This is a genomic window from Micromonospora sp. LOL_023 (assembly GCF_048060115.1).
Taxonomy (GTDB): domain Bacteria; phylum Actinomycetota; class Actinomycetes; order Mycobacteriales; family Micromonosporaceae; genus Micromonospora_E.
In genome coordinates, this window is the sequence record NZ_JBHMIM010000015.1 from 1 (window position 1) to 24205 (window position 24205).

The 24205-nt window shown below is 68.1% G+C and carries 24 protein-coding genes; 16 read left to right on the forward strand and 8 right to left on the reverse strand.

Going from position 1 to position 24205, the window contains the following annotated elements; genetic code table 11:
* The first annotated feature begins 135 nt into the window (after positions 1–135).
* The 3 genes from ACFHVL_RS10470 (at position 136) to ACFHVL_RS10480 (ending at position 2132) form a co-directional block, all read left to right on the forward strand.
* Positions 136–1212 (forward strand): hypothetical protein, encoded by a 1077-nt coding sequence (locus ACFHVL_RS10470; RefSeq protein WP_416627325.1) that lies wholly within the window; start codon positions 136–138, stop codon positions 1210–1212.
* A 61-nt stretch (positions 1213–1273) separates the two neighbouring features.
* Entirely contained in the window at positions 1274–1714 is a 441-nt protein-coding gene (locus ACFHVL_RS10475) for a helix-turn-helix transcriptional regulator (RefSeq protein ID WP_416627327.1), read from the forward strand.
* Between the two features lie 10 nt (positions 1715–1724).
* The gene (locus ACFHVL_RS10480; protein ID WP_416627328.1) at positions 1725–2132 is read left to right on the forward strand and encodes a VOC family protein; all 408 of its coding nucleotides are present in this window, start codon (positions 1725–1727) and stop codon (positions 2130–2132) included.
* A 107-nt stretch (positions 2133–2239) separates the two neighbouring features.
* Here ACFHVL_RS10480 and ACFHVL_RS10485 read toward each other — a convergent pair whose 3' ends face one another.
* The 4 genes from ACFHVL_RS10485 to ACFHVL_RS10500 all read right to left on the reverse strand — a co-directional run bounded on the left by ACFHVL_RS10485 (position 2240) and on the right by ACFHVL_RS10500 (position 3920).
* On the reverse strand, positions 2240–2527 hold the full coding sequence (locus tag ACFHVL_RS10485) for a hypothetical protein (protein WP_416627330.1): 288 nt from the start codon (positions 2525–2527) through the stop codon (positions 2240–2242).
* Between the two features lie 51 nt (positions 2528–2578).
* Entirely contained in the window at positions 2579–3145 is a 567-nt protein-coding gene (locus ACFHVL_RS10490; RefSeq protein ID WP_416627331.1) for a hypothetical protein, read from the reverse strand.
* 249 nt (positions 3146–3394) lie between these two features.
* Positions 3395–3655 (reverse strand): hypothetical protein, encoded by a 261-nt coding sequence (locus tag ACFHVL_RS10495; RefSeq protein ID WP_416627332.1) that lies wholly within the window; start codon positions 3653–3655, stop codon positions 3395–3397.
* Positions 3645–3920, reverse strand: a complete 276-nt coding sequence (locus tag ACFHVL_RS10500; RefSeq protein WP_416627334.1) for a hypothetical protein — start codon at positions 3918–3920, stop codon at positions 3645–3647. The genes ACFHVL_RS10495 and ACFHVL_RS10500 overlap by 11 nt, the downstream gene beginning before the upstream one ends.
* A 125-nt stretch (positions 3921–4045) precedes the next feature.
* Between ACFHVL_RS10500 and ACFHVL_RS10505 the strand changes: the two genes are divergently transcribed.
* The 7 genes from ACFHVL_RS10505 (at position 4046) to ACFHVL_RS10535 (ending at position 12293) form a co-directional block, all read left to right on the forward strand.
* Positions 4046–4825, forward strand: coding sequence for a helix-turn-helix domain-containing protein (locus ACFHVL_RS10505; RefSeq protein ID WP_416627478.1), 780 nt, complete (start codon positions 4046–4048; stop codon positions 4823–4825).
* A complete protein-coding gene (locus ACFHVL_RS10510) occupies positions 4825–5067 on the forward strand; it encodes a DUF397 domain-containing protein (protein ID WP_416627480.1) in 243 nt (80 codons plus the stop codon). Before ACFHVL_RS10505 ends, ACFHVL_RS10510 begins: the two co-directional genes overlap by 1 nt.
* Positions 5068–5385: 318 nt before the next feature.
* The gene (locus ACFHVL_RS10515) at positions 5386–7500 is read left to right on the forward strand and encodes an AAA family ATPase (RefSeq protein ID WP_416627335.1); all 2115 of its coding nucleotides are present in this window, start codon (positions 5386–5388) and stop codon (positions 7498–7500) included.
* 24 nt (positions 7501–7524) lie between these two features.
* Positions 7525–8298, forward strand: coding sequence for an alpha/beta hydrolase family protein (locus tag ACFHVL_RS10520; RefSeq protein WP_416627336.1), 774 nt, complete (start codon positions 7525–7527; stop codon positions 8296–8298).
* A complete protein-coding gene (locus ACFHVL_RS10525) occupies positions 8277–9989 on the forward strand; it encodes a formylglycine-generating enzyme family protein (protein ID WP_416627337.1) in 1713 nt (570 codons plus the stop codon). The genes ACFHVL_RS10520 and ACFHVL_RS10525 overlap by 22 nt, the downstream gene beginning before the upstream one ends.
* Before the next feature lie 10 nt (positions 9990–9999).
* Positions 10000–11268, forward strand: coding sequence for an aspartate aminotransferase family protein (locus tag ACFHVL_RS10530; protein WP_416627338.1), 1269 nt, complete (start codon positions 10000–10002; stop codon positions 11266–11268).
* The gene (locus ACFHVL_RS10535; protein ID WP_416627339.1) at positions 11265–12293 is read left to right on the forward strand and encodes a Gfo/Idh/MocA family protein; all 1029 of its coding nucleotides are present in this window, start codon (positions 11265–11267) and stop codon (positions 12291–12293) included. Before ACFHVL_RS10530 ends, ACFHVL_RS10535 begins: the two co-directional genes overlap by 4 nt.
* Before the next feature lie 44 nt (positions 12294–12337).
* On the opposite strand, the gene ACFHVL_RS10540 is transcribed toward ACFHVL_RS10535, so the two are convergent.
* On the reverse strand, positions 12338–12571 hold the full coding sequence (locus tag ACFHVL_RS10540; protein ID WP_416627341.1) for a hypothetical protein: 234 nt from the start codon (positions 12569–12571) through the stop codon (positions 12338–12340).
* A 283-nt stretch (positions 12572–12854) separates the two neighbouring features.
* Between ACFHVL_RS10540 and ACFHVL_RS10545 the strand changes: the two genes are divergently transcribed.
* The 5 genes from ACFHVL_RS10545 (at position 12855) to ACFHVL_RS10565 (ending at position 18882) form a co-directional block, all read left to right on the forward strand.
* Complete coding sequence (locus ACFHVL_RS10545; RefSeq protein WP_416627343.1) at positions 12855–13841, forward strand: hypothetical protein; 987 nt, start codon at positions 12855–12857, stop codon at positions 13839–13841.
* A 24-nt stretch (positions 13842–13865) separates the two neighbouring features.
* Positions 13866–15086 carry a peptidoglycan-binding domain-containing protein gene (locus ACFHVL_RS10550; RefSeq protein ID WP_416627345.1) on the forward strand — a complete coding sequence of 407 codons (1221 nt, stop codon included), beginning with the start codon at positions 13866–13868 and terminating at the stop codon, positions 15084–15086.
* Entirely contained in the window at positions 15079–15780 is a 702-nt protein-coding gene (locus ACFHVL_RS10555) for an ABC transporter ATP-binding protein (RefSeq protein WP_416627347.1), read from the forward strand. Before ACFHVL_RS10550 ends, ACFHVL_RS10555 begins: the two co-directional genes overlap by 8 nt.
* Complete coding sequence (locus tag ACFHVL_RS10560; RefSeq protein ID WP_416627349.1) at positions 15770–16966, forward strand: ABC transporter permease; 1197 nt, start codon at positions 15770–15772, stop codon at positions 16964–16966. The genes ACFHVL_RS10555 and ACFHVL_RS10560 overlap by 11 nt, the downstream gene beginning before the upstream one ends.
* Positions 16967–17082: 116 nt before the next feature.
* The gene (locus ACFHVL_RS10565; RefSeq protein WP_416627350.1) at positions 17083–18882 is read left to right on the forward strand and encodes a carboxypeptidase regulatory-like domain-containing protein; all 1800 of its coding nucleotides are present in this window, start codon (positions 17083–17085) and stop codon (positions 18880–18882) included.
* 70 nt (positions 18883–18952) lie between these two features.
* Here ACFHVL_RS10565 and ACFHVL_RS10570 read toward each other — a convergent pair whose 3' ends face one another.
* From ACFHVL_RS10570 to ACFHVL_RS10580, 3 genes are all read right to left on the reverse strand, one after another.
* A complete protein-coding gene (locus ACFHVL_RS10570; RefSeq protein WP_416627352.1) occupies positions 18953–19861 on the reverse strand; it encodes a glycine betaine ABC transporter substrate-binding protein in 909 nt (302 codons plus the stop codon).
* Positions 19862–20030: 169 nt separating this feature from the next.
* Entirely contained in the window at positions 20031–20918 is an 888-nt protein-coding gene (locus ACFHVL_RS10575; RefSeq protein ID WP_416627354.1) for an ABC transporter permease, read from the reverse strand.
* Positions 20905–22200, reverse strand: coding sequence for a quaternary amine ABC transporter ATP-binding protein (locus tag ACFHVL_RS10580; protein ID WP_416627356.1), 1296 nt, complete (start codon positions 22198–22200; stop codon positions 20905–20907). Before ACFHVL_RS10580 ends, ACFHVL_RS10575 begins: the two co-directional genes overlap by 14 nt.
* 565 nt (positions 22201–22765) lie before the next feature.
* Between ACFHVL_RS10580 and ACFHVL_RS10585 the strand changes: the two genes are divergently transcribed.
* Positions 22766–23713, forward strand: coding sequence for a hypothetical protein (locus tag ACFHVL_RS10585; RefSeq protein ID WP_416627358.1), 948 nt, complete (start codon positions 22766–22768; stop codon positions 23711–23713).
* Positions 23714–24205 lie beyond the last annotated feature (492 nt).

A 24205-nucleotide genomic window follows, 5' to 3' on the forward strand; every position in this document is an offset into this window, starting at 1 on the left:
CCGACGTGTTACGCACCGTCACCGCCCTGGAGGTCTTCAGAACCACCGCACCGGGTTTTGAATGACCCTCCGAGGACGACCCCGGCACGCCGATCCCCGCCCCACGCCGGTCCGACGCCTCATGAAGGGCCGCACATGGGCAACGCCGATACACCGGCCGAGTACACGAACCAGAACTTCGTACCGGCCCTGACCCAGAAAGCCGAGCAGCTGCGGCAGGAATTCATCCGGCAGACCCTGGAGGACATGAACTCCTATCTCGCCGCGCTCCTGCAGGAGTACAACAAGGCCAACCCCGACAAGCCAGCGTTCACCGTCACGTCCGGCGCCTTCTCCGTCGTCATCAGCAACGGCCCCGGGCTGCCTAGCGAAGAGGTCGTGATTACCGATGAGGAGATCAGACAGTGGCGGTACGCGATCGAGAACGAACACTATGCCTGGGTCGTCCCCACCTTCGAGCGTTACCTGACGCCGGATCCTGACGAGGCCAACCCCGCGATCGACAATCTCGGCACGATCGCCACCATGTTCGGCGGGTCGGTCGCCGAAGCCGGCGAGCTCGGCAACCGCGACATGGGGCTCACCGGGCTGCAGACCGTCCGCGACCAGATGGAGAATCACTGGGAGGGTTCGTTCCAGCAGACCTTCATCGGCAACTTCGTCGCCCCATTGGAGAACGGGCTGGCCTGCCAGGCCGCAGCCGCACGCATCTCCAAGGAGCTGCTGGAAGCCAACAAGATCAGCAAGATCGCCCAGCGGAAGGCCGTCCTCGACCTGCTCGACAAGGCGCTCGCCGCCCTCGGTGACCTCGGCGCGGGTGGCAAGTCCGCCAAGAGCTACGCCTGGAGCACCCTGGTTGGCATCGCCGCCGGCACCCTGATCGCCGCCACCGGCGGCATGGCGGCCTGGGTCGGGGCGGTGATCATCTCCACCAGCACCCTGGCGCAAGGGCTGGAGGTGGGCAGCGACACCGAGCCCGTCGAGATCGGCGGCACCACCGCGCAGGACGTCGCGGTCGCGGTGCAGCGCGCATTGACCAAGCAGGACGAGAAGTTCGTCGACGACGAGACTCTGGTTGCGGATGCCCTGACCCGCCTGCACCAGGACGTCGCCGCCGCCCGCAAGGTGATCGGCCAACTCGGAGTCAACCGGCCCGACCTGCACGGCGCCTCATCTGCCGACATCCGGCGCGGCCTGACCCCGTCGGACTGACCTGACCCCGTCGGGCTGGACGACGACGCCGAGTGTCGGTGGGGCGTGGCACCCTGGCCGGGTGAACGTCGAGGAAGCCGTCCGACTGCGCCGCGCCCGGGACCTGCTGGACCGGGAGTACGCCCGGCCGCTGGACGTGCCGGCGATGGCGCGGGCCGCGTACATGTCGCCGTCGCATTTCACCCGGCTGTTCCGGGCCGCCTACGGCGAGAGCCCGTACGGCTACCTGTCGACCCGGCGGGTCGAGCGGGCCAAGGCGTTGATGCGCCGTGGTGACCTGAGCGTCACCGACGTCTGCATGGCGGTCGGGTTCACCTCACTCGGCTCGTTCAGCTCCCGCTTCACCGAGCTGGTCGGCGAGTCGCCCAGCGCGTACCGGGCCCGGTCACACGCCGCCGGCGCGGCCATCCCGGCCTGCTACGTCAAAGCCGTCACCCGCCCGACCCGCCCGGCCGGAGTATCAAGTCGGTTTGGAGAAGCCCAGGTCAGCCGGCGGGCGTAGCGTCGCTGGCATGACAATCAAGCTTTCCCACACGTTCCTGCTTGTCCGCGACCAGGACGAGGCACTGAAGTTCTACCGCGACGTGCTCGGCCTGGAGGTCCGCACCGACACGCCGTTCGAGGGCGTCCGCTGGCTGACCGTCGGCCCGCCGGGACAGCCGGACGTCGAGATCGTGCTCGAAGTCGCCGCGATGGGTCGCGCCGCCGACCAGGAGACCCTGGAGCTGCTGCTCGCCAAGGGCTCGCTCAGCGGGCTGATCTTCCTGGTCGACGACGTCGACGCGACGTTCGAGCGGGTCCGGGCCACCGGGGCGGAGGTCATGCAGGAGCCCATCGACCAGCCGTACGGGGTACGCGACTGTGGTGTCCGCGACCCGTCCGGCAACAACATCCGCTTCTCGCAGCGACTGTCCCAGTGAGCTGACCAACAAGGCCGACCTGCGGCAACCGGGCTGTTCTGACTCATCCCGAGACAGCCCGGTTGCCGCAGGTCGGACAGACCGTGGCCGGTCGCCTCGGCTGCCGGCTACGGATCGCGGCAGTCAGTAGTAGGGCCGCGCCGGCCGCCAGCGCCCAGACGGCGGCCACCCAGGCGGTCAACGTCCAGGAATCGGCGGAGGTCCCGGCGTAGCTGGCCACGCGGTTCGACCAGCAGCAACGCGAGCGTCGGCAACATGATCACCGTCGCCAGCCAACCCCGATCGTCGCCGCGCACCGCGAGCATGCCGCTGGCACCCAGCAGCCCGATCAGCAGAATTGCGGCGGTCGCGGCGAGTACATCGCCGTCGAACCACCGGTACCAGCCGCCCGGCATGGTGATGATCGCGACCGCAGCGGCGGTCGCCGTTACCAGAGCGACGACGGCTCATAGCCGTAGCCCGGCCCGACCGCCGGGACTGTCCGGCAGGCCGAGCGCCAGTTGCGGCACCAGGACCATCAACGGGGGTCGGTCGTACGGCAGCAGGGCGGCTGTGGGAAGCAGCGCAACTGTCACCGCCAGGGCCGCCAGGACACCGACCCGGACGACACGACCGGGCAATGCCAGCGTCGCGAAACCGACGGCCAGCCAGGCAACCCAGGCGATAGCGCCGATGGTCAGGAGCGGGCCGAACATCGGCACCGGACCGACCCGCGTGCGGCCGATCACCTCGATGCTGATCAGCCAAAAGGTGGCCAGCATGGTGGCCGTGCCGATCGCGACGGTGGCAGCGACCGGCAGCGCCGCCGCCATGCCGGTGCTGCGCAGGTGGGCGCGAGTCGCACCGGCCAACACGTCTCGGACGTCGGCAGCGCTCGGCCATCGGTGGCTGCCGTCCACCATCGCCAGATAGGTATCGAGCATCTCGGCGCTGCGGTGAGCCTGGTAGTGCGCCGGATAGCAGCGCAGCAACGCCCGGTACCGGCGCTCCAGGACGGATCGGTCGTCGGTCATGCCACACCTCCGGCGAGTCGGGTGCCGGTTGCCTGCTCGCGGGCGCGCAGTCGTTGGCTGGCGGCCTGCCCGTTGAGCCGCATCCGTTCGGTTTCGGCCCGCAGCATCTCGGGCATGGCCACATGCGCATCGGCACCGAAGATATATCGCAAGCGAAGGTATCTCTAGAAAGGTGACAGCACATCGAGTGGAGGGCTGGGGTACGTAATTCTCGACAAATTGGGTACCCCAGCCCTCCACTCGATGAACTTACGGGCGGCGGCGGCGGGGCGGGCGGGTCACCGCGCCGGGGCGGCGCAGCGCGTCCGCGCGTACGACGATTGCCCGGAACCGTTGGTCCTCGCCCGCGACGACTTCGACGCCGATCAGCTGAATCCATTCGATCCCCGGATGCTGTGCGCCGTCGTCGACCCGGGCCACCCGCAGCACCAGCCGACCGAGTCCGTAGCCGTAGTCGCCGACATTCAGCGAAACCGTATCGCCGACCTTGACCAGCGGGTCATTCGTCATCGGTGATCATTTCCACCGGCTGGCCGTCGCGCAGCAGTTCTGCGAACCGCTGATACGCCCTGAAGTCTTCCACTCGTAGAAATTCCAGCGCGGTGTTCATCGGGCGGCACCCGTCGGTCAGGCAGACCGGGCAGCCGGCCCACTCCACCGAAGGCCAGTGGTCAGTGACGACGCGCCTGGCATACATGACGGCGACGTTGCGGGTCTGCTCCTCGCTCAGCTCGGGGATGGCCGACGGTTGGGAACCTGGCACCAGAACGCTCATTTCTGCCCTCCGCTGATTTTCGGCAACTTCTCCTGTGAGCACTCTGGACTCCACAACACCTCCCAGGTAAGGATGAAGCGGCATACCCGTGAAATCACTCACGTACGGAGGGGTAAGCCGTGCACATGATCATGTGGATACGCGCGCTCAAAGCAGCGCGGGTCGCCGCCGGAGTAAGCCAGGACGGGCTCGCCGAAAAGATCAATTGGAGCGCGTCGACGATTGCCGCGATCGAGACCGGCCGACGCAAGCCGACCTTCAAATTCGCCGAAGAAGCCGATGAGTCATTGTCCACCGGCGGCCTGCTCACCGAGTTGCTGGACCGCGCCGAACGCCAACGCACCCCCGCCTGGTTCCTGCCCTGGCGCAAGATCGAGTCCGAGGCCACCCGCCTCCGCTCATACCAGCTCGCGCTCATCCCAGGCCTGCTACAGACCGAGGAGTACGCCCGAGCGATCATCTCCGCTGGTGGGCTACACACGCCTGCCAAGGTGGAAGAGCTGGTCCGCATCCGGATGGAGCGGCAGGAGTTACTGACCCGCGAGAACCCACCGGAGTGCATTTTCATCCTGGACGAGTCGATCCTAAGCAGACCGGTTGGCGACCACGCGATCCTTGACGGGCAGCTCCAGCACCTGCAAGAGGTGGCCAAGCTGCCGAACGTGCGGATCCACATCCTGCCGACCGAGGTCGGCGCGCACGTCGGACTACTCGGCGGCTTCATCCTCGCTGAGCTGCCCAACGTCGACCCAGCCGCATACCTGGAGAACGTTGCCAAAGGCCAGGTCGCCGACGACGAGGAGACGATCACCCTGCTCAACCGCAAGTGGGACTGTCTGCTCGGCGACGCCGCCTCCACGAGCGCATCGCTTCGCATCATCGCGAAATATAGGCTGACGCCATGATGACTCCTGACGGCCTGCAGTGGCGCAAGCCCAGCCGCTCCACCGACACCGGCGGCAACTGTGTCGAGGTCGCCGCCGAGTGGCGCAAGTCCAGCCGCTCCGGCGACACCGGAGGTGACTGCGTCGAGGTGGCCGGCAACGTGCCGGGTCGGGTCCTGGTCCGCGACTCGAAGGACCGTGACGGCGGCACCCTCGCCTTCTCCCCCACCGCCTGGACCACCTTCCTCACCCACACCCACTGACGCCCGCAGCCGGTCACCTCGCCAGCCCAGCACTGGCGAGGTGACCGACCATGCACCGCAGCGCTCGTGACAGCAGCACGGGTGCGAGCACTGCGCCGAGATCATCATCACGGTGACGAGCCGCAATGGAGCCCGGCCTTGCGCTCAGGCCGCGACGCGCTGTGGATCTCTTCCCGCCTTGATCTCCGACACCGCAGGTCAGTGACCGTTCGCTGACACTGCCATTGCGCACTGTAAGTGTCTCAACCAGACTGGTACGACCTTCGCGACGTCGAAGGCGATGACTGCCCTTCTGGTGCTTAAGGTGGCGTCACGGCTGTGGATGGCATCACCTCTGGTGTCAACGAGCTGCTTGGCCTGCTCACCGCACTGCTGGCAGTCATCGCAGCGGTGCTCGCCCTACCCCCGCTGATCGGACGGTGGCGACGTGGGGGGCGACCGAAGAACCGACGACCCAAGATTCTGCTGCCGTCGCGAACCCAGTTGGTCGACCGCACCGACGAGGTCGCCCAGGTCCTGCACCATCTTGACCGGGGCGAATACCTCGTCTCCATCGAGGGAAGCATCGGTGTCGGCAAGAGTGCGCTGGCCACGGAGGTGGCCCATCGGCTTGCCGAACAGCGCACGGGCCGACGGCAGGCACGTGGATACACGTCGCTCGTCTGGTTCGACGCACACAACGGGGCACTCGGGTTAGCCGATCTTGCCCGTACGCTCGGTCTGGCCGCCGGCGACCCGACCTTGTCGGCGGCGCCCGCTGAGCACAAGGCGGAGGTGCTGCGCGCATTTCTCGCAGACCACCCGACGGTCCTGGTCATCGACAATCTGCGGCTCACCGCGGCAGACGCCCAGCAGTTGATCAGCTTCCTACGGACCCTGCCCAGTGGGTCGCTGGCCATCGTCAGCGCCAACACTCCTGGCCGGCTGCCGGCACCGCGAGTGATGCTCCAGGAACTTCAGCTGAAGTACACACAGGAGTTGTTGGTCAGGGAGGCGGCACGGCGGGGCACGACCGAGATCCTGAATGCTGATCGAGCAACTCTGGCACGTCTGCACGAACTCCTGGGCGGAAACCCCCGGGCGATCGAACTCTTCGTCCTGGCCTGCTCGCATGACAGCCGAAATCTCGCTGCGAGAATACGTCAGCTGGAAGCCGGATCGGCGCAGCTGACTGAGGCGTTGTTCACTGCAGTGTGGCAAGACGTCAGTGTGGCCGGGCGGAGCCTGCTGGGCGTTTGCGCATTCCTCAACGGAAGCGCGAACGCTGAGCAGTTGCGCGCCGCGCTCGACCTACCGCAGGGCGAAATCGAAAGTCTCGTGGAACGCCTGTGGTCGGACGGTCTACTTTCCTCCCGCCAGCAGAATGGCACGACTTTCTACGTCTGCTCGGCCGCACTGCGCCTGTTCGTGCTCGACCAGTTGTCGGAGGACGATCTTCGTAGGACCGCCACGCAGCTGGCAGACCATTTCATCAGCCGCTTCGGCCAGGACTGGGAGGACGCATCCGGCGCGGAGGCCCACCTTGACGCCATCCGCCTACTGATCCGGGACCGACATCGCTGCGGCGCACACGAACAGAGCTTCAGACTGTTCGAGGTCACCCTCGACATCTTCTTCACGTTGGGGCTCTTCGACGATCGGATCGACCTCGGCTGGGTGGCCTACCACGCGGCGACGGCTCTAGGGCAAGGCGAAGATCGTTCACTGGCGCTGTCCGTCATCTCGTCGACGCATGCGATTCGGGGTGAGGATGAGTCGGCTGCCCGTACGGCTGGTCTCGGCCTTCGGATTGCCCGTGAGATCGGCTCAGCCAAGGAGATCGCGCGCCAGCTCAGATGTGTCGGCTTTCAGCTCTTCCGCGCGGGCAAGGCGGTCGAGGCACTTGCTGTCGTCAAGAACAGCCACGAGGATGCCGAAGACATGGCCCGATCAGCCGGTGACTTCAACAACATGATCGACATTCAGTCGCTGGTGGGGGCTGCCTACTGGCATCTGGGCCGGCTCGATGAGTGCGCGCAGACCGTACGACGTTTTCTCGACGCGTGCGAGGAGCTGCCGTGGGAGCGGGGCAAGGCGTACGCCATCCGGGATCTCGCCGAAGTCACTCTGATGAGTGGCGCGTTCCAGGACGCTGCGCTCCTGCTCGGCCAGGCGCGAAGCATCGCGGTGGCGTACCGCGATGTACGCCAATTGGTGAGAGTCGACCTGACCGACGCCCGCCTGCACCTGTTCCAGGGTCGGATGATCAGGGCCAGGAGGTTGGCGGTCCGCGCTGGGTCCAGTGCCCGTGAGCTGTCATTGATCGGGGAGCGGGCCGAAGCGGCGGCGGTTGCCCGGCATGCGATCCGGTCGCTGTTCATGCCGTGGTTGTGGGCCCTCGCTATCCGGAGACCGAGAATTCGATTCACCGACATGACCGTAGGCGGCGATTGACGCTCACCCGGAGGGGATCAACGGATGAGATCCATAGTGGAGGAAGCTCGGCATCGAGTTAGCGTCGAGGACGACGAGCTCGCCACAGTGATCACGCGACCAGCAGACAATGCCGCGAACTGCATGGTGCTGATGCTGCACGGTGGACCCGGCGGCCAGAAGGACGGCCCGGCGCACCTGTACGCGGAACTCGCGCGGCAACTCGCCGAGCTCGGCATCGCGTCGGTGCGGTTCGACTTCCGCGGCTGCGGCGAAAGCACCGGCCGCTATCGCGACATGACCATCCGTCGACAGGTCGACGAGATGCGTGCGGTGCGAGAGTTCGTCGAGGAGAGGTACCGACCCAGCGCGTGGGTGTTGATCGGCGAGAGTTTCGGCGCGACGATCGGCCTCAGCGATCTCGACCCAGCGTACAAGTCGGTTGTCATGTTGTGGCCAGCTATCTGGCTGCTTGACGGAACCTTCGAGTCCTACCTGCACCCGCAGCATCTCGACGCGGCAGAACACGAAGGATTTTCCGAGATGGACGGCGAGCAGATCGGCCTGGAGTTCCTGCTCGAACTACAGCAGGTCGTAGATGTCAGCACGCCGCTAGTCGGGCTCGCGACACCGGCGTTGTTCATCCACGGCACGGCCGATCGCGAGGTACCTTTCCAGCAGAGCGTGCGAGCAGCCGAGCTCGTCGGTGGCGCGAAGAAGGTGGTCGTGATCGACGACGGCGATCATTGCCTGGAACGGCCGCACGAGAGAGAGATCGTCTACCGCGAGACGGTGACATGGATAGCGGCTCATCTCTGAAGATCGGCGCCCTGTTCCTCGCACCTCAGCGGCCACCGAGCTTTCCTGCCATTCCCGGCCAGCGCGGCGGCAAGATCAGTGCAGATCTCCAGTGGCAGCTGGAGCAACACTTCAACGTACGGTCCGTTGTGCTCAGCAACGGGCAGCTCGGCAGCCCGGCCGGTGCGCTACGGGCTATCGGAGCCGCAGCCCAGGCACTGCCCGGCGTCACCGTCCTACTCGTCGCCGTTGCCGGTCATGTGGTGCGCTTCGACCGCCGGACCGGCGACCTTTGCTCCCTCGTACTCCCGAACTCGGTGCCTGGCCGACCCGGCAGCACGCTGTCGTTCGTCGACCTGGTGGCAACCCTGCATAGCTGCAGCACCGCCGAGAACCTCGTCATCTGCGCCGATCTCACCGCCGAACCGACCATCGCTGGGGCTCTGCCACCGATCCCCGGTGTCCACCTGCTGACGTCGACCGTTGGACCATCTGCGGCAGCCGGACTGACCTGCCACGACGCCCTCGCCGCCGTACTCGGTGATCTGGCCGCCGCCGGGGACCGACGGCCGATGAACGAGCTCCTCCGGGCTGCCGCGGGGCAGGCCCGGGGCGGCGGAGCGACCGTGCAGCTCGGCGAGGTCGGCCGTCCGGTGCTTGTCGGCTCGAACTACGCCGAGGAACAGCTGCCGGACTACGTCCGCGAGGACTTCTACTCTCCCCATCCAGGGTCGCGTCTCGACGCTGTCACCGAACTGGCCGCTCTCGCGGAGGGTAGTCGATTCGCGCGGATCTGCCTCCAGCGTGCCGCTACCCACGACAGCGCCGACGAGGTACGCGGCTATGCGGACTCGCTGGGTCGCCGGCCCGAGCAGGCCACGCTGCAGGAACTTCTCGACACCGGCCGGATCTCCCCCACCGATCTCAACAACGCACTGCACCATCCGACGCTGCCCGACTTCGTGCCCCATCCCGGCGGCGATGTCGTCATCGGGATCGACTCGCTGGACAGCAGGTTCAGCTCGTGTCGACCCCGGCATCGGCTCCTGCTCCCGCCGTTCACGCTGGCCCGCACGGTGGTGACCAACCGCCAGTACCTGGCGTTCGTCGCCTCCGCTGGCGGGCCCTGTCCCGAACACTGGGTCACCGGCAACAAGCTGTGGGACTCCCCCGACCTACCCGTCGTGATGGTGTCCTGGCAGGATGCCTGCCGCTATTGCGGCTGGCTCACCGACCATCTGCAGGCGATCGGCCGGCTCGCCCCGGACGAACGCGTCAGGCTGCCCAGCGAGGCCGAATGGGAGTGCGCCGCCGGCAACGGCCGGGGCGACCCCTACCCGTGGGGCGACAACGCCGACCCAGGCCGGGCGAACATCCGCGCTACCGGCATCGGCGAAGTCGTCGCGCCTGGCAGGTTCTCGCCGCAGGGCGACAACGCGGCAGGATGTCAGGATCTGATCGGCAACGTCTCGGAGTGGACCCGCAGCAGGTGGGGTGCCTCTGGACGACGGCCCAGCTTCCATTACCCGTACCGCGCAGACGATGGTCGGGAGGCCAACGGCCCGTCACCCGAGGCGCGGTATGTCATCCGCGGCGGCGCCTACCACTACGGGACCGAGTGCGCCAACTCCTACACCCGCAACCAGATGCTCGCGACCCAACCACATCCGGCGACCGGATTCCGCGTCGCGGTCGTCCGGCGTACGGAATAGCCGGGCGACGGTGGGCGCCGACTCGTTCTCGGCCGAGGCTCCTGTCCTGGGTCCTGGGATCTCCGAGGCCGTTGAATGGGCAGGACTGGTTGTCGCCAGGGCTCACGGCATGCACTTGACCCAGCCGGACGGCCGCCGCGTCACGGACCTCATGGGTGCCGCCGGCGTCAACCTGCTCGGCCACTCCCATCCCGGCTACGTCCAGGCGATGACAGATCAGCTGCAGCGCTGGATGATCGGCGCTCACGGCTCGGACGCGCGAGAGGACATGGCGCGGCAGCTCCGGCGTCTGCTGCCCGGTCAGCTCGACCGCATCCAGCTCTACAGCAGCGGCAGCGAAGCGGTCGAGGCTGCCATCCGGCTGGCGAAGTCCGCCACCGGGCGGTACGAGATCCTGTCGTTCTGGCAGTCGTTCCACGGTCGGACCATGGGCAGCCTCGCCCACACCAGCGGTGCCCGCAGCGGCCTCGGCCCGCCGATGCCTGGAAGCATCAGCGCCCCGTACGCCGACTGCGCCCACTGTCCGCTGCGCCTGACCTATCCCGGCTGCGACATCGCCTGCGTCGACCTGGCACGCGACGTCCTGCGGGAACAATCCACCGGCGCACTCGCCGCCGTGCTCGTCGAGCCGGTACAGGGCCGGGCCGGCAACGTGTCACCTCCCGCCGGATACCTGGCCCGACTCCGGCAACTCGCCGACGAGCATGGGGCGCTGCTCATCGCCGACGAGTCGATGACCGGCATGGGGCGTACCGGCGTGGTCTTCGCCAGCGACCACCCTGACGTTCGCCCGGACATCATGGTGCTCGGCAAAGGTCTCGGCAACGGCTATCCAGTGTCCGCTGTCTGCTCCTCGCTCGAACTCATGCAACGCGGACCGTTCGGCGCTCCCAGCGCGAGTTCGTCGAGCTACGGCGGGTTCCCATTGGCCTGCCGGGCCGTCGCGGTCGTCGCCGAGGCCGTGCACGACCAGGATCTGGCCGGTCGGGCGCGGCTTCTCGGCGAACGGCTACTCAACCGGCTCAGGCAGGCCCTGGCCGGACTTCCACTGGTAGCCGAGGTTCGTGGTCAGGGACTCGCGCTCGGCATCGAGTTGGACATCACAGGCAAGGAGCAACTACGTCGCGTCTTCCAGCAGTTGCTCAGCGCCGGGGTCCTGGTCATGACCGGCGGGCGCACGCTGCGGCTGTATCCGCCGCTGACCGCTGACGAGGCTGAGCTGATGGCGGCCGCTGACACCCTGGCCGAGGTGCTCAGACGGCACTGGGGCGAGAAATGATCAGAGTCGCGGTGGTTGGATACGGCCGCTGTGGCGAGGCCCACGCACGCTGCTACTCCGCCCTGCCGGGCGCGGCCGTCGTCGCGGTGGTGGACTCGACTCCGACGCGGCGGCAGTCCGCCCGTCACCATTTTCCGGATGCGGAGGTGGTGACGTCGCTGGCACAGGTCAGCGCCGAGGTCGACCTGGTGCTGATCTGCACTCCGCCGGGCAGTCACGAAACGTACATTGAGGAATCGCTGCTGCGCGGCGTGCACGTCTTCTGCGAGAAGCCCGTCTTCCTCGACCCGGTCAGCGGTCGACGGCTGATCGACGTGGCGTGTGATCGGAAGCGCATCATATATCCGGGGCACAACTACCTTTTCGCTCCGTTCCTGAACGCCCTGCGCGAACAGTGTTCATCAGCACGCATCGGCCGGTTGCAGCGGATTGAGATCACCGTCGATCGTCCCCGGCCGGCTCTTGGCACGTCTGACTGGCAACCCGGCTGGCGCGCCGATCACGCCGTCGCAGGTGGCGGGGTCCTGGTCGACCACGGCCCGCACTGCGTCTATCTCGCTGAATGGCTCTGCAACCAGCGCATCTGCCAGGTGTCCTGCCGAATGCGGCGCGACGCAACTGGGGTTGACGATCGGGTCGGCCTGAAGCTTCGCCTTGGCGGCGGCGTCACCGCCGCCGTGACGCTCAACTGGCGAGCTGCCAGCAGGCGGACCGCGTATCGGGTCGTAGGCGAGCACGGCACCGCTGCAGCCGTCCTCGACGACCTGCAGGGTGTGCACGGTGACGGCGTTGCCGGACCGGTCCCGGCTGACATGTCCGGCCGTCACACCCACCCTGACTGGATGCCGGACATGGCTCGCGACGTAATCCGCCACGTTGCCTCCGCGAGCGATGTACGGGCGTTGGCCGCACCCGCGCTGACCGTCGCGGAGGTGATCGCCGCCGCCTACGCCTCCGCCCGAACCAGCGGCCGGTGGCATTCGGTTGGTGCCCGCGACCGAGCAAGAACGAACCGGCCAAGCTGAGCGGGTCTATTGTGCCTACCAGTTCAAACCGGTGCTGAAGCTGCTCACCGCCTCCGCTGCTCGACGTCGACCGCCGCCTCGACGACGAAGAAGTGGCCCGGGTCCGTCGGCTCCAGCTCGGCGGCGCGTTCGCGCAACATCCACGCGAACGGAACCGCGAAGGTTGAGTATTCCGGCACCTTGATCTGGGTTGGTCGCAAATGCCCGTGGGTGCCGGCAGTCGCCTTGATCTTGGTGTATGGGTGTTGGAACTGGCGGACCCATGGCATCGCGTTCATGAACGCCCCGGACTCGGCTACGCGGGCAGGCCGGCCCTGCAGATCGAGATCAGCGAAGTGTCCGGACAGCCAGCGGAACTTAGGCGTTCGACCGGCTTGACCCGGCAGCGGTGCATCCCGTGCTAGCCTTCTCCGACCGCGCTGCGGATCGACAAGGGATCAGCAGCACCCTCTCGATCAAGAGCACAGTCCGCGGCGTCGTGTGACAACCGAGGGAACTGCCGATCACTTCGACGGCAGGCGCTGCAACCGTCAGGTCGTCGCCAGCACAGGGGATGGTCAGATGCTGCACGTCGAACAAGTCGCCAAGTGGCTTCCCGCCGTCGCTCTGATCAGTGCCGTGGCGTTGCTGTCCGCCTGTTCGCCGGATCCCTTCACCTCCGGCGCGGCGAAGAGAGACCCGGCAGACGCCGGAGTCGCCGGCTCCGGCGGGGAGCAGAGTGGACAGGCGCTCCTGGCGGAGACGTTGGCGATGGGGCCTCAGGTGCGTGACGTGATCGGCCGGCTCACCGAAGCGTGCCTGCGGGACGCCGGTCTGGACCGCTTCCCATCGCAGGCCCCGACCGCGAACTCGACCCTTCCCACGGTCGTCGCGCCACCGGTCTCCCCTGGGCTCGACGAGGCCAGGACCGACGGGTACGGCGGCGGTGCCAACGCGTCGGAGAGCGAGTCCGACGACACCGGGTCAGCGGAGTTCACTTGGGCTTCGGCCGCCGACGAACGCCGATTCCAGGAGATTCTCACCGGTGCCGCAGACGGCGAGACCCTCACCGACAGCGCCGGTCAGCCCACGCTCGGCGGCTGCATCGGCCAGGCGCGGACCGCCGTCTACGGTGAGGTCGCCGCGCCGCAGAGCCCGGCAATCGTGATCGAGGAGTCGACGCGCGCCACGTACACCGCCAACCAGGCGGTGACCGACGCGGCGGCGGCCTGGTCACAGTGTCTGCGGGAGAAGGACTATCCGCAGCTGCTCGACCCGGCGGACGCGCAGCGTTACGCCCAGTACTTCTACCACCCGGTAGGTGAGCGACCCGGTGGTCCGGTGCCGGCCGGTGGTCCGTGGCCGGCGGACGTCGCGCAGGACATGGAGATCGAGCTGGCCGTCGCCGACGCCGAATGCGCCGACCAGACCGGCCTGCGCGACGCGCAGCAGCAGGCCTGGGACGCCGCACTCGACGCCGCGGTCGACCAGCACGAAACCCAGCTGTTCGGCTACCGGGACGCGATGGCGGCCGCGCTGCAGCGGGGACAACAGGCTCTCGGCAGCTGACCCGCCCCCGGCCAGGAGTATCCGTTGACCAGTCGACATCGGATCATCGCCGTCGTGGCGGCAACGGTCGTTGCCGCCACCTCTGGCTGGGCGTGGTATTCGGCGTCCCAGGCGCGGTCACCGGCGCAGCGGGCCGAGCTCGCCGCACCACCGTCGCCGTCGGTGGTGACCGCGCCGGTGGCCGCCGGGCCGATCGTCGACTCGATCACCCTCGACGGCTCGCTGACCAGGGAAACCGTCCGCACGGTCAGCGGGCCGCAGGCCCAGGCCGGCACGGTACGCCAGGTGGTGACTGCGGTCCCGATCGCCGTTGGCGAGCAGGTCGGCATCGGCGACGTACTCGTCGAGGTGTCCGGGCGGCCGCTGATCCTGCTGCCGGGCGACTTCCCGGCGTACCGCCAGCTTGTTCGGGGTGACACCGGGCCCGACGTACGTCAGCTGCAGACGGCGCTCCGCCAGCTGTACGACACTCCGGTGAATGGGCGGCTGGACGCGCGGACCGAGACGGACGTCCGGCGGCTCTACTCGGCTGCCGGTTACCCGCCGCCGGTGGCGGATCAGCCCGCGCCACCATCGACGCCCCCGGTCACCACGCCGCCGGCCGACCCGCCGCCGCCCACTTTGCTGCTGCCCGCCGACGAGCTGGTCTTCCTGCCGGATGTGCCAGCGATCGTCGGCGCGCTGCCGGCCCGGGTCGGCGACATCGGCAGCGGCCCGCTGGTCAGCCTCACCAGCGGCGGCTGGCAGCTCGCCGTACCGCTGGGTCCTGACCTTGACGCGCTGGTCGCCGGCCTGCCGGCCGGGGCGCAGTTCCGGCTCGACGGACCCGGCGGTGCACTGCTCGCGGCGCCGGAGATCCGCAATCCGGCGGCGTCGGCCGAGCCCGGCCAGCAGGCGGCTCCGGAAGAGGCACCGGCCGCCGACACACACAATGACGGACGTACCGCTGTCTTCGCCCTTGCCGATCAGCCGGACGGGGCGCGGCTCGGCCAGGGCCGTCAGGTCCTGCTCGAACGCGGCCGCAGCCCGGACGACGCACCGGTGGTCCCCGCGTCCGCCCTCTGGACGGCCACCGACGGGACGGTGTCGGTGTCGGTGGCCGACGGTGCCGGCGTCACGCAACTGGCGGTGGAGGTGCTGCTCAGCGTCGGCGGCCGGGCCGCCGTCCGCCCGGTCACCGGGCAGCTGCTGGTCGGCGCGCAGGTCGTCGTCGCGACCCGGGACGCTCGGCCGCGCAGTGACTGACCAGGCGGCCACTCCGGCGGTCGCCGTCCGCTCACCTGTGCTCGAGTTGGCCGGGGTGTCGAAGCGATATCCGGGGCCGCCCGCCGTCGACGCGCTGCGTGACGTCACGCTAAGCGTGCATCCCGGCGAGATGGTCGCGATCAGCGGGCCGTCCGGGTCCGGCAAGTCGACGCTGCTCAACATTCTGGGTCTGCTGGACACGCCGACCAGCGGCACGCATCTGCTCGCCGGGAGGCCGACCAACGGGCTGCGGGAGCGGGAGCTGACCCGGTTGCGGGCGAGCAGCATCGGCTTCGTCTTCCAGTCGTTCCACCTGGTGCCGTACCTCGATTCGGTACGCAACGTGGCGTTGCCGCTGATTCATCAGGGCCGGCCGCGTCGTGCGCGGCGTGATCTCGCGGTGGCGGCGCTCGCCTCGGTCGGGCTGGGACATCGGCTGTACGCCCGACCAACCACGATGTCCGGTGGTGAACAGCAGCGGGTGGCGATCGCCCGCGCGATCGTGCACGAACCGGCGCTGCTGCTCTGCGACGAACCGACCGGGAACCTGGATTCGACGAACACCGACACGGTGCTGCGGCTGCTGCGCGGCCTGGTGGTGGCCGACCGCGCCGTTGTCGTCGTCACCCACGATGCCCGGGTCGAGCAGAGCGCGGATCGGGTCATCCGGGTGGTGGACGGCCGTGCCAGCTGACCTGGGTGGCGGCCGGACCGCGATCACCGACGTGGTCGGGCAGGCGGTCGGCGCGATTCTCGGTCGCCGGTTACGTTCCGCCTTCACCGCTGCCGGGATCGGCCTCGGAGTGGCGGCCACCGTCGCCACCGTCGGGATCAGTTCCAGTGCGGCCGGCGCGATCTCGGACCGGTTCGACGCGGTCGCCGCTACCACGGTCACGGCCCGCTACCGGGATGCGGCTGTCCGCCCGGACCCGGCGACCGTTCACCGGCTGCATCAGGTCAACGGTGTCGTGGACGCGGGCGTCAGCTGCGCCACCGGGCAGGACAGCCGGTTGGCGGCGACCGCCGTCGACATCGCCGACGGCGGCGGCGAACGGGTCGACGTACTCGCCGCTCAGTCGGGCGCGCTGCGGGCGGCCGGGGTCGAGATCGTCGCCGGGCGGATGTTCGACGACGGGCACGACGAACGCGGCGACCGGGTGGCGATCATCGACTCGGTGGCCGCGCGGGCGCTGCGGATCTCCGACCCGGGTCGCAGCCCGCTGATCTACGTCGACGACCAGCGGTACGCGCTGATCGGCGTCTACCGGGCGCCGGTCGGCCAGCCGCAGTTCACCAACGCCGTCGTTGTGCCGTACGCCGCTTGCCGGCACGGTTGGGCGGAGTTCACCGAGTCCACTGTCACGGCGCGCACCGCTCTCGGCGCGGCCGACCAGGTCGGTGGGGCGATGCCGCTGGTGTTGGCCCCGGAGGACACCACCGCCGTCGAGGTGCTGATCCCGGCTGACCTACGCAGTTTCCGGCAAGGTGTCGAGCAGGAGACCCAGGCGTTGTTTCTCGGCCTGGCGGCGGTCTCGTTGATCATCGGGGCGTTGGGGGTCAGCAACACGATGTTGATCTCCGTACTGGAGCGGCGTACTGAGATCGGGTTGCGGCGCGCGGTCGGCGCGGGCCGATCGGCCGTCGCCGGCCAGTTCCTGGTGGAGAGCGCCCTGGTCGGGTTGGCCGGCGGGGCTGCCGGCACCGTCATCGGAATCGATGTGACGTCCGCCGTCTGTCTGCTGCAGGGCTGGCTGGTCGTACTCGATCCGACGGTCGTGTTCGCCGGCCCGCTGGTCGGTCTGGCGGTCGGCGCAGTCGCTGGCGTCTACCCGGCTTACGCGGCGACCCGGGTGCTGCCGGCCGCGACGCTGCGCGGCTGAGCTGAGCCGGCGTCGGACTGTCGGTGCCAGAACCTAGGCTGACGCTAGTCCACCTCAGACAATCGGAGGAGCATATGGCCCGCCTTCTTTGGCGTGCACTGGCAATCACCTCGAGCATGATCCTGACCATCAGCACGCTGGCCGCCCCGGCACAGGCCGCCGAACCGACGACGTTCACCGGCAGCGTGAACGGATGGGAAAGCGGCCAGACCGTCCCGGACGCCTGCGTGACCCTGTTTCGGGCTGACGTGGAGCAGGAGGTCGCCAGCGGTTGCGTCGATGAAACCGGACTGTTCAGCATCGATGCGGAGCCAGGCGAGTACAAGCTGCGTGCCCAGGCCAGCGGATACCCCGAACAGTGGTACCACCAGCGGACCACCTGGGAGCGTGCGCACCCGGTGACGCTCCGACCCGACGGTGCCTGGGTGACGTTCTACCTCTACTCCGGCTTCGGCGACATCACCGGCACGATCACCGACTTCGACGGTACGCCGGCGGTCGGTGTCACGGTGACCGCGACCGGCCTCGACTCCGGCAGCCAGTGGTCCGCTGAAACCGGCCCGGACGGCGCCTACACCCTCCCCGACCTGCGGCCGGGCCAGTTCTACATCTCGACCTTCTATGGCTCTCGGGGACGGCAGTACGTCTACGGAGTCTTGTCGGCAGCGGAGGCGACTGTCTTCGACCTGGTGGCCGGGCAGAGTCTCGTCGTCGACGAGGTTCTGCTGGAACCCGGCAATGTTCAGGTCAAGATCGTGGACAGCGTCACCGGCAAAGTCATCCGCACCGGTTGTGTACGCGTCGTGACCCCGTACGACCACAGTAGTTGTGCCATCGAGCGCGGAGTGTTCACCGTCACCGGGGTTCCGGCTGGCTCCTACTACGAAGTCGAGGTGTCGCCGGAAGGGACGCACTGGCCGACCGCCGTCCGGGTCGATGTCCTGCCCGGGAAGGTCAGCAAGGTGACGGTCCCGGTCGACCCCGCCACGGCGCTGGTCACCAAGGTGCGCGCGACCGACACTGGCGACCCGGTCGCCGACGTCTGCGCGAGCCTGATCGGTCCCGATTGGCGAGGTGTCGGCCCGATCTATCAGTACCAGGGATGCAGTGACGCCAATGGTCGTCTGGTGATCGGCCCACTGGAGGGTCCGGTGCAGGCACAGATTTTCCTGGAGCACCTCAGCGACGCGTACGGTGCCCAGTGGGTCGGCCCCAGGGGCGGCACCGGCGACCAGCGTGAGGCGGTGTGGTTCAGCGGCGCGGACTCGGTGACGACGACCATCAAGACGCTGCGGGTCGACCCGCCCGGGTCGATCACGGGTGTCGTGCGCGACCAGGCCACTGGCAGCCCAGTGCAGCGGGTCTGCGCCTTCCCGTATGCACTGGCCTCGACCCTGGGGCTCAGTCGACAATCCGGGGCGCACTGTTCGAACAGCGCTGGCGTCTACACGGTGAGCGGCCTCGGTCCGTACGAGTGGCCGCTGCAGCATGTCGCGGTGTCCGGCCTGTACCCGTGGACCTGGTCGGGCAGCCAGCCGGACCGGTTCTCCGCCACCTACATCCCGGTGCGGTCCGGACAGGCGAGCACAGCGGATCTGGCGCTACGTACGGCTGGGTCGGTTCAGGGACGGACCCTGGCCGCTTCCGGAACGGCCGAGTTCGGGTACATGACGGCCTACAGCGCGGCGACCGGCGATCCGGCTGGACCGGCCACCAGCACCACCGACTGGTCCACGGGTGGTTACGAGCTTCTGCCCCTCGCCCCCGGCCAGCAAGTGAAGATCAACTATTACTTCGGCGACGGCTCGGACTGCTGGTATGACGGTGCGAGCGACTTCGCCACCGCTACGGCGGTGTCGATCCCGTCGACGACACCGGTCACCGGGATCGACCTGGTGCACTGCGGCACCCCTTGAGGCACAAAGCTTTCGCCCGGTCCGGCACGTGCCGGACCGGGCGAAAGCACCGATCAGAGTCGTACGGTGGTCAGGAGACGCCCAGCGTGCCGAGGTAGTCCGGGTTCTCGGCCAGCCACGCCTCGACGGCGGCCGACTCGTCGCCCTCGTGGACGTTGAACATCAGGTCCTCGAGCGAGCCGAGCTGCAGGTCGTCCATCTTGAACTTGGACAGCATCTCGGCGGCGTCCGGGAAGTCCGCAGCGAAGCCGGTACGGCCCAGGGCGTGGATCTCCTCGGCCTGGCCGAGGGTGCCCTCCGGGTCGGCCAGGTCCTTCAGGTCGTAGTTCGAGTAGGCCCAGTGCGGGTGCCACAGGGTGACCACGATCGGCTGCTCGTCGCCGACGGCGCTCTGCAGTGCGGCGAGCATCGCCGGGGTCGACGAGGTGCGCAGCTCGTAGCCGTCCAGGCCGTAGGTCGGCATGACCTCGTCCTGGGTGGCGGCGGTCAGCCCGGCGCCCGGCTCGATGCCGATGATCTCGCCGTTGAACAGGTCGGCGTTGTCGGCCAGGTCGGCCAGCGAGTCGACGCCGTCCACGTACGCCGGTACGGCGATGCTCAGGCTGGCGTTGTCGTACCAGACACCGAGCTGTTCGATGTCATCGCCGTAGCGCTCCATGTACGAGGCGTGCGTCTGCGGCAGCCAACCGTCGAGGAACAGGTCAATGTCGCCGGAGGCGAGTCCGGAGTAGACCACGCCGGCTTCGACGTTGGTCAGCTCGACCTCGTACCCCTGGGATTCCAGAACGTTCTGCCACAGGTAGGAGGCGGCGATCGCCTCGTCCCAGGCCATGTAGCCAATGGTTATGCTCTTCTCGACGTCTCCGGTTGTACCGGATCCGTTGTCGTCGGTGTTGTCGCCGCAGGCGGCGACTCCGCCGAGAGCCAGGGTTGCGGTGGCCGCGATCGCGGCCCGACGCAGCAGTTTGTTGCCGAACATGTGATTTTGTCCTTCCGTGTGTTGCCGTTCACCGGCGAACTCGCGAAGCGAGGCAGGTCGCCGGCACCGGTGACCCTTCCTGCGGGATCTCGATAATCAGGTGCGAGGTACGCGGACGGTGCGGTTGTGCATGCGATGTGTACGGGCAGGTGGTCTCGGCGGTGGCCGGTCAGGATGCCTGAAGGGCGCGTTGCGCCTTCGCCGACTTCGTCCGGGCGCCGATCGAATCGGTCAGCCGGTCGAGCACCACCGCCAGGATCACCACGGCGATGCCGCCTTCGAAGCCGCGGCCGACCTGGACCCGGGCGAGTGCGGTCATGATCACTTCGCCGAGGCCGCCGGCACCGACCATGCCGGCGATGACCACCATCGACAACGCCAGCATGATCACCTGGTTGACACCTTGCATGATGGTCGGCAGGGCCAGCGGCAGCTTGGTACGCAACAGGATCGCCCACGGCGAGGCACCGAACGCCTCACCGGCCTCGATCACTTCGCGGTCGATCTGCCGCAGACCCAGCTCGGTCAGCCGCACCCCGGGCGGCATGCTGAACACCACGGTAGCGAGTACCCCGGGGACAGCGCCAACGCCGAAGTAGAAGATCGCCGGGATGAGGTAGACGAACGCCGGCAGAGTCTGCATCAGATCCAGCACCGGGCGGGCCAACGCCGAGACCCGGGAGTTCTCCGCTACCAGGATCCCGAGCGGCACCGCCATCAGCAGCGACAGCCCGCTGGCGACCAGCACCAGGGCCAGGGTGCTCATGGTCTGTTCCCAGTACGGCATGCCGGCGACGATGCCGAGCCCGACTGCGGTACCGATGCCGAACTTCCAGCCGCGCAGCCACCAGCCGAGCGCCGCGAAGATCAACACCACCACGATCGCCGGGGGTGCGGTGAGCAGCTCGACCAGGGGGTCGACCAGGGAGCTGACCAGGCTGGAGATCCCGTCGAAGAACGGGTCCATGTGTTCGGTCGTCCAGTCGACGATGGCCTCGAACGCCTGGCCGATCTGGAGGTACGGCAGCATGCCGTCCAGCCCGTCAGCGAACTTCATGTGCGTCCTCCTTCGGAGGCATCGGCGGGTCGGCCGACGCATCGGCCGGAACGGTGGTGGTGCCGGCGGACGTGTCGGCCTCCCCGTTGGTCGAGAGGTCCGCGCCGATGCTGCCGAGGGCGCGCAACAGGGTGATCCGGGGAATCACCCCGACGAGCCGGCCGGTGACATCGGTCACGGCGAGCGGGTGTGGGCTCTCCGCGCACGGGGTGAACAGGTCGGCGACCAGTGTGTCCTCGCCGGCCGTCCGTACCTGATCGGTGGTCACGACGTCGCGCAGGCTCGACCGGCCGTCCCGGATCGCCTGCTCGATGGTGTCGTCGGAGACGGTCCCGACGAACCGTTTGCCGCGCCCGGTGACGTAGATCGCCGAGGTCTGGGTCTCGCGGAGCACCCGGGCGGCGACCCGGGGGCCGGAGTTCTCGTCGACGACCCCGAGTGGCCGCTCCATCACCGACGACGCGGTGAGGATCCGGGTCCGGTCGACGTCGGCCACGAACTGTGCGACGTAGTCGTTCGACGGGTCGGTGAGGATCTCCTCAGCGGTGCCGAGTTGGACGATCCGGCCGGCCCGCATCACGGCGATCCGGTCGCCGAGGCGCATCGCCTCGTTCAGGTCGTGGGTGATGAAGACGATGGTCTTGCCGAGTTGGGCCTGCAGGTCCAGCAGCTGGTCCTGCACCTCACGTCGGATCAGCGGGTCCAGCGCGGAGAATGCCTCGTCCATCAGCATGATGTCGGTGCCGGCCGCCAGCGCCCGGGCGAGCCCGACCCGCTGACGCATGCCACCGGAGAGCTCCTGCGGCAGCTTGTCGGCCCACGTGTCGAGGCCGACCAGGCGGAGCGCCTCCATCGCCCGCTCCCGACGCTGGGCCCGGGGCAGGCCCGCCGCCTCCAGCGCGTAGCCGGCGTTCTCCAGCACTGAACGGTGCGGTAGGAGCGCGAAGTGTTGGAAGACCATGCTGACCTTGTCGCGCCGCAGCTTGCGCAGCACTGCGGGCTTGAGTTTGGTCAGGTCGACGCCGTCGATCTCGACGGTGCCGCTGGTCGGCGGCAACAGACCGTTGAGCATCCGGATCAGGGTGGATTTGCCCGATCCGGACAGCCCCATCACGACGAAGATCTCGCCGCGCCGGACCTCGAAGCTGGCGTCGACGACCGCAGCCGTGGCACCTGGCGTCGAGCCGTCCTGGCCGTCCCGGAGGTGCTCCAGGGCTTTGGCTGCGCGCTTGCCGAAAATTTTGTACAGGGATTTCACGACGATTGCGGACACGATCTCCATTCCAACGAATGTCGTGACGATAATCCCAATCGACGCACACGCAACGTGTGCATCAACCGGTATCAGGTCGTCGACGGTCGGCGGGCGAGCCAGTCCCAGGTATGCAATAGGGGGTTGATCCGACCATACCTGACGGCTACCTGGGAACCAACAAGGGTCCCTACCGGGATATTTCAGGCATCCCGCGTGCATTCTTCCCCGGGGACAGCTGATGCAAGCCAACCGATTCCGATGTCGACAGAATCGCCTCGGTAGCAGATTTGGCCACTGAAGCGAACCATCGGGCAGCCCGACCGGTGCCGTCGATAATGCGAGGTTTGTGCAGTAGTGGTCACGTTGTGATAACGATCCGATGTGGCCACTAAAGATAGCCCGGCGGCGAACCTTCATCGTCGGAACTCAATTCCAACCAATCACAAACGTTGGCGGCGGCCGGGTCGGCAACTTCGGACACCGACATCGATACCTCCGGATCGATCCACCGAGGCGCATAGGCACCCAGAGTATCCACGTAGTACCTTGACGTAGCCGAGCGTCACCCGGAGGAGCAGGAGATCACGCAAACATGGCCATGCCGACGGTGACGACGCCGAGATCTCCTTGGCGGCGACGGCTCGTCGTCCTGACGGTGACGGGTGCACTCGTCGTCGCGTTGGGCGCAGGGACCGCGGTCGCCCTGCGCTCGCCCGCGCGACTCGCCGCCACCCCGCCCCCCGCCTCGGCGGCCGTGCCAACGAGCTACTGCATCGCGTCCGACGCCAGCGCACCAGGGACCATCGCCGGCGGGACGGCGGAAGTGACAACGAATCGGCCGGACGACGGCGGGCTCGACGTGGTCGAGTCCGGCTTCGCGCAGATCGGCAGCGCCGCCGCACCCATCACCAGGGACGGCATCACCAGCGTCGGGGCCATCATTCGGAACACCAGTGAGCAGATCGCCTACCGGACCTGGGTCACCTTCCAGGTGCTGGACGAGGCCGGCAACTCCGCCGTACTCGACAGCACCGACGACCAGGCCCGTGAGATCCCGGTCATCCTGCCCGGCCAGCAGGTCGGCGTCGGCGCCCGGTACGCCGTTCGCTCAAAAGGCACCAGCCGAATCCGCGTCACCGAGGTCGACGTCGCGGTCACCGCGACACTGTGGAGCCCGGCCGGCACCGACCCGGCCGAGGCGGCCCTCGTCGGCGCGGTCGCCGCCCGCCACCTGGAGACCTGGCGGTACGGGCCGGACAACCTCGACGCCTCCGTCAACTACGAGCTCGACTCGCCGTACTGCTTGGCGCTGGCCTCGGCCGGCGCGGGCGTCGTCTTCCGCGACGCGGCCGGTCTGGTCGTCGGCGGCGGATTCGACCCGACCGCATCCCAGAACGGCTGTCTCCCTGGCAGATCGGCCCGTTCGGCGCTGTTGCCGCGGAGTCTGCCGCCGCAGGCGGACGTCGACCGCACCGAGATCTACCAGTACTGCGGACCACACGGAGTCCAGGACTCCGCCGCCGCGCCGACACCCTTCTGACGCCCGCGTGTGCCAGCGGCTCGGTGCAGGCCGCCACCGAGCCCCGAGACTCGATCCGTCTACCGGATCGGCGGGAACATACACATGCGGAAGGTCGCAGACCCGGCCGGAGGACGGGTACCGGCCGGGTCCGCGCCCTGGGAGGCTCGAGCCCGGATCGAGTCCTCGACCAGCGTGGGTCGGTGGTCGCTGCTGCCCCAGCGTCGGGGCGGTGACACCCACGGCTCGGGTGGAGGTGAACACCCAGCCACCGGGTGATCGAGCATCGACGGCATGAATGTTACCGATAACATCCATAGTTGTATATAGGTACAGGACGGGCGGGCGACCCGGACCGGCCACTCGCCACACGACAAGCGCAGACCATCGACCAAACCAGGTGCGCGCCGCCAGTCGCACCCGTTGCACATCGGAACGACCCCGACGTCCAGTGACGGGAATCTGACTCAGTGCACGTGAATCGTTTCAAGGTCAGACGCGGAGCGATGAACT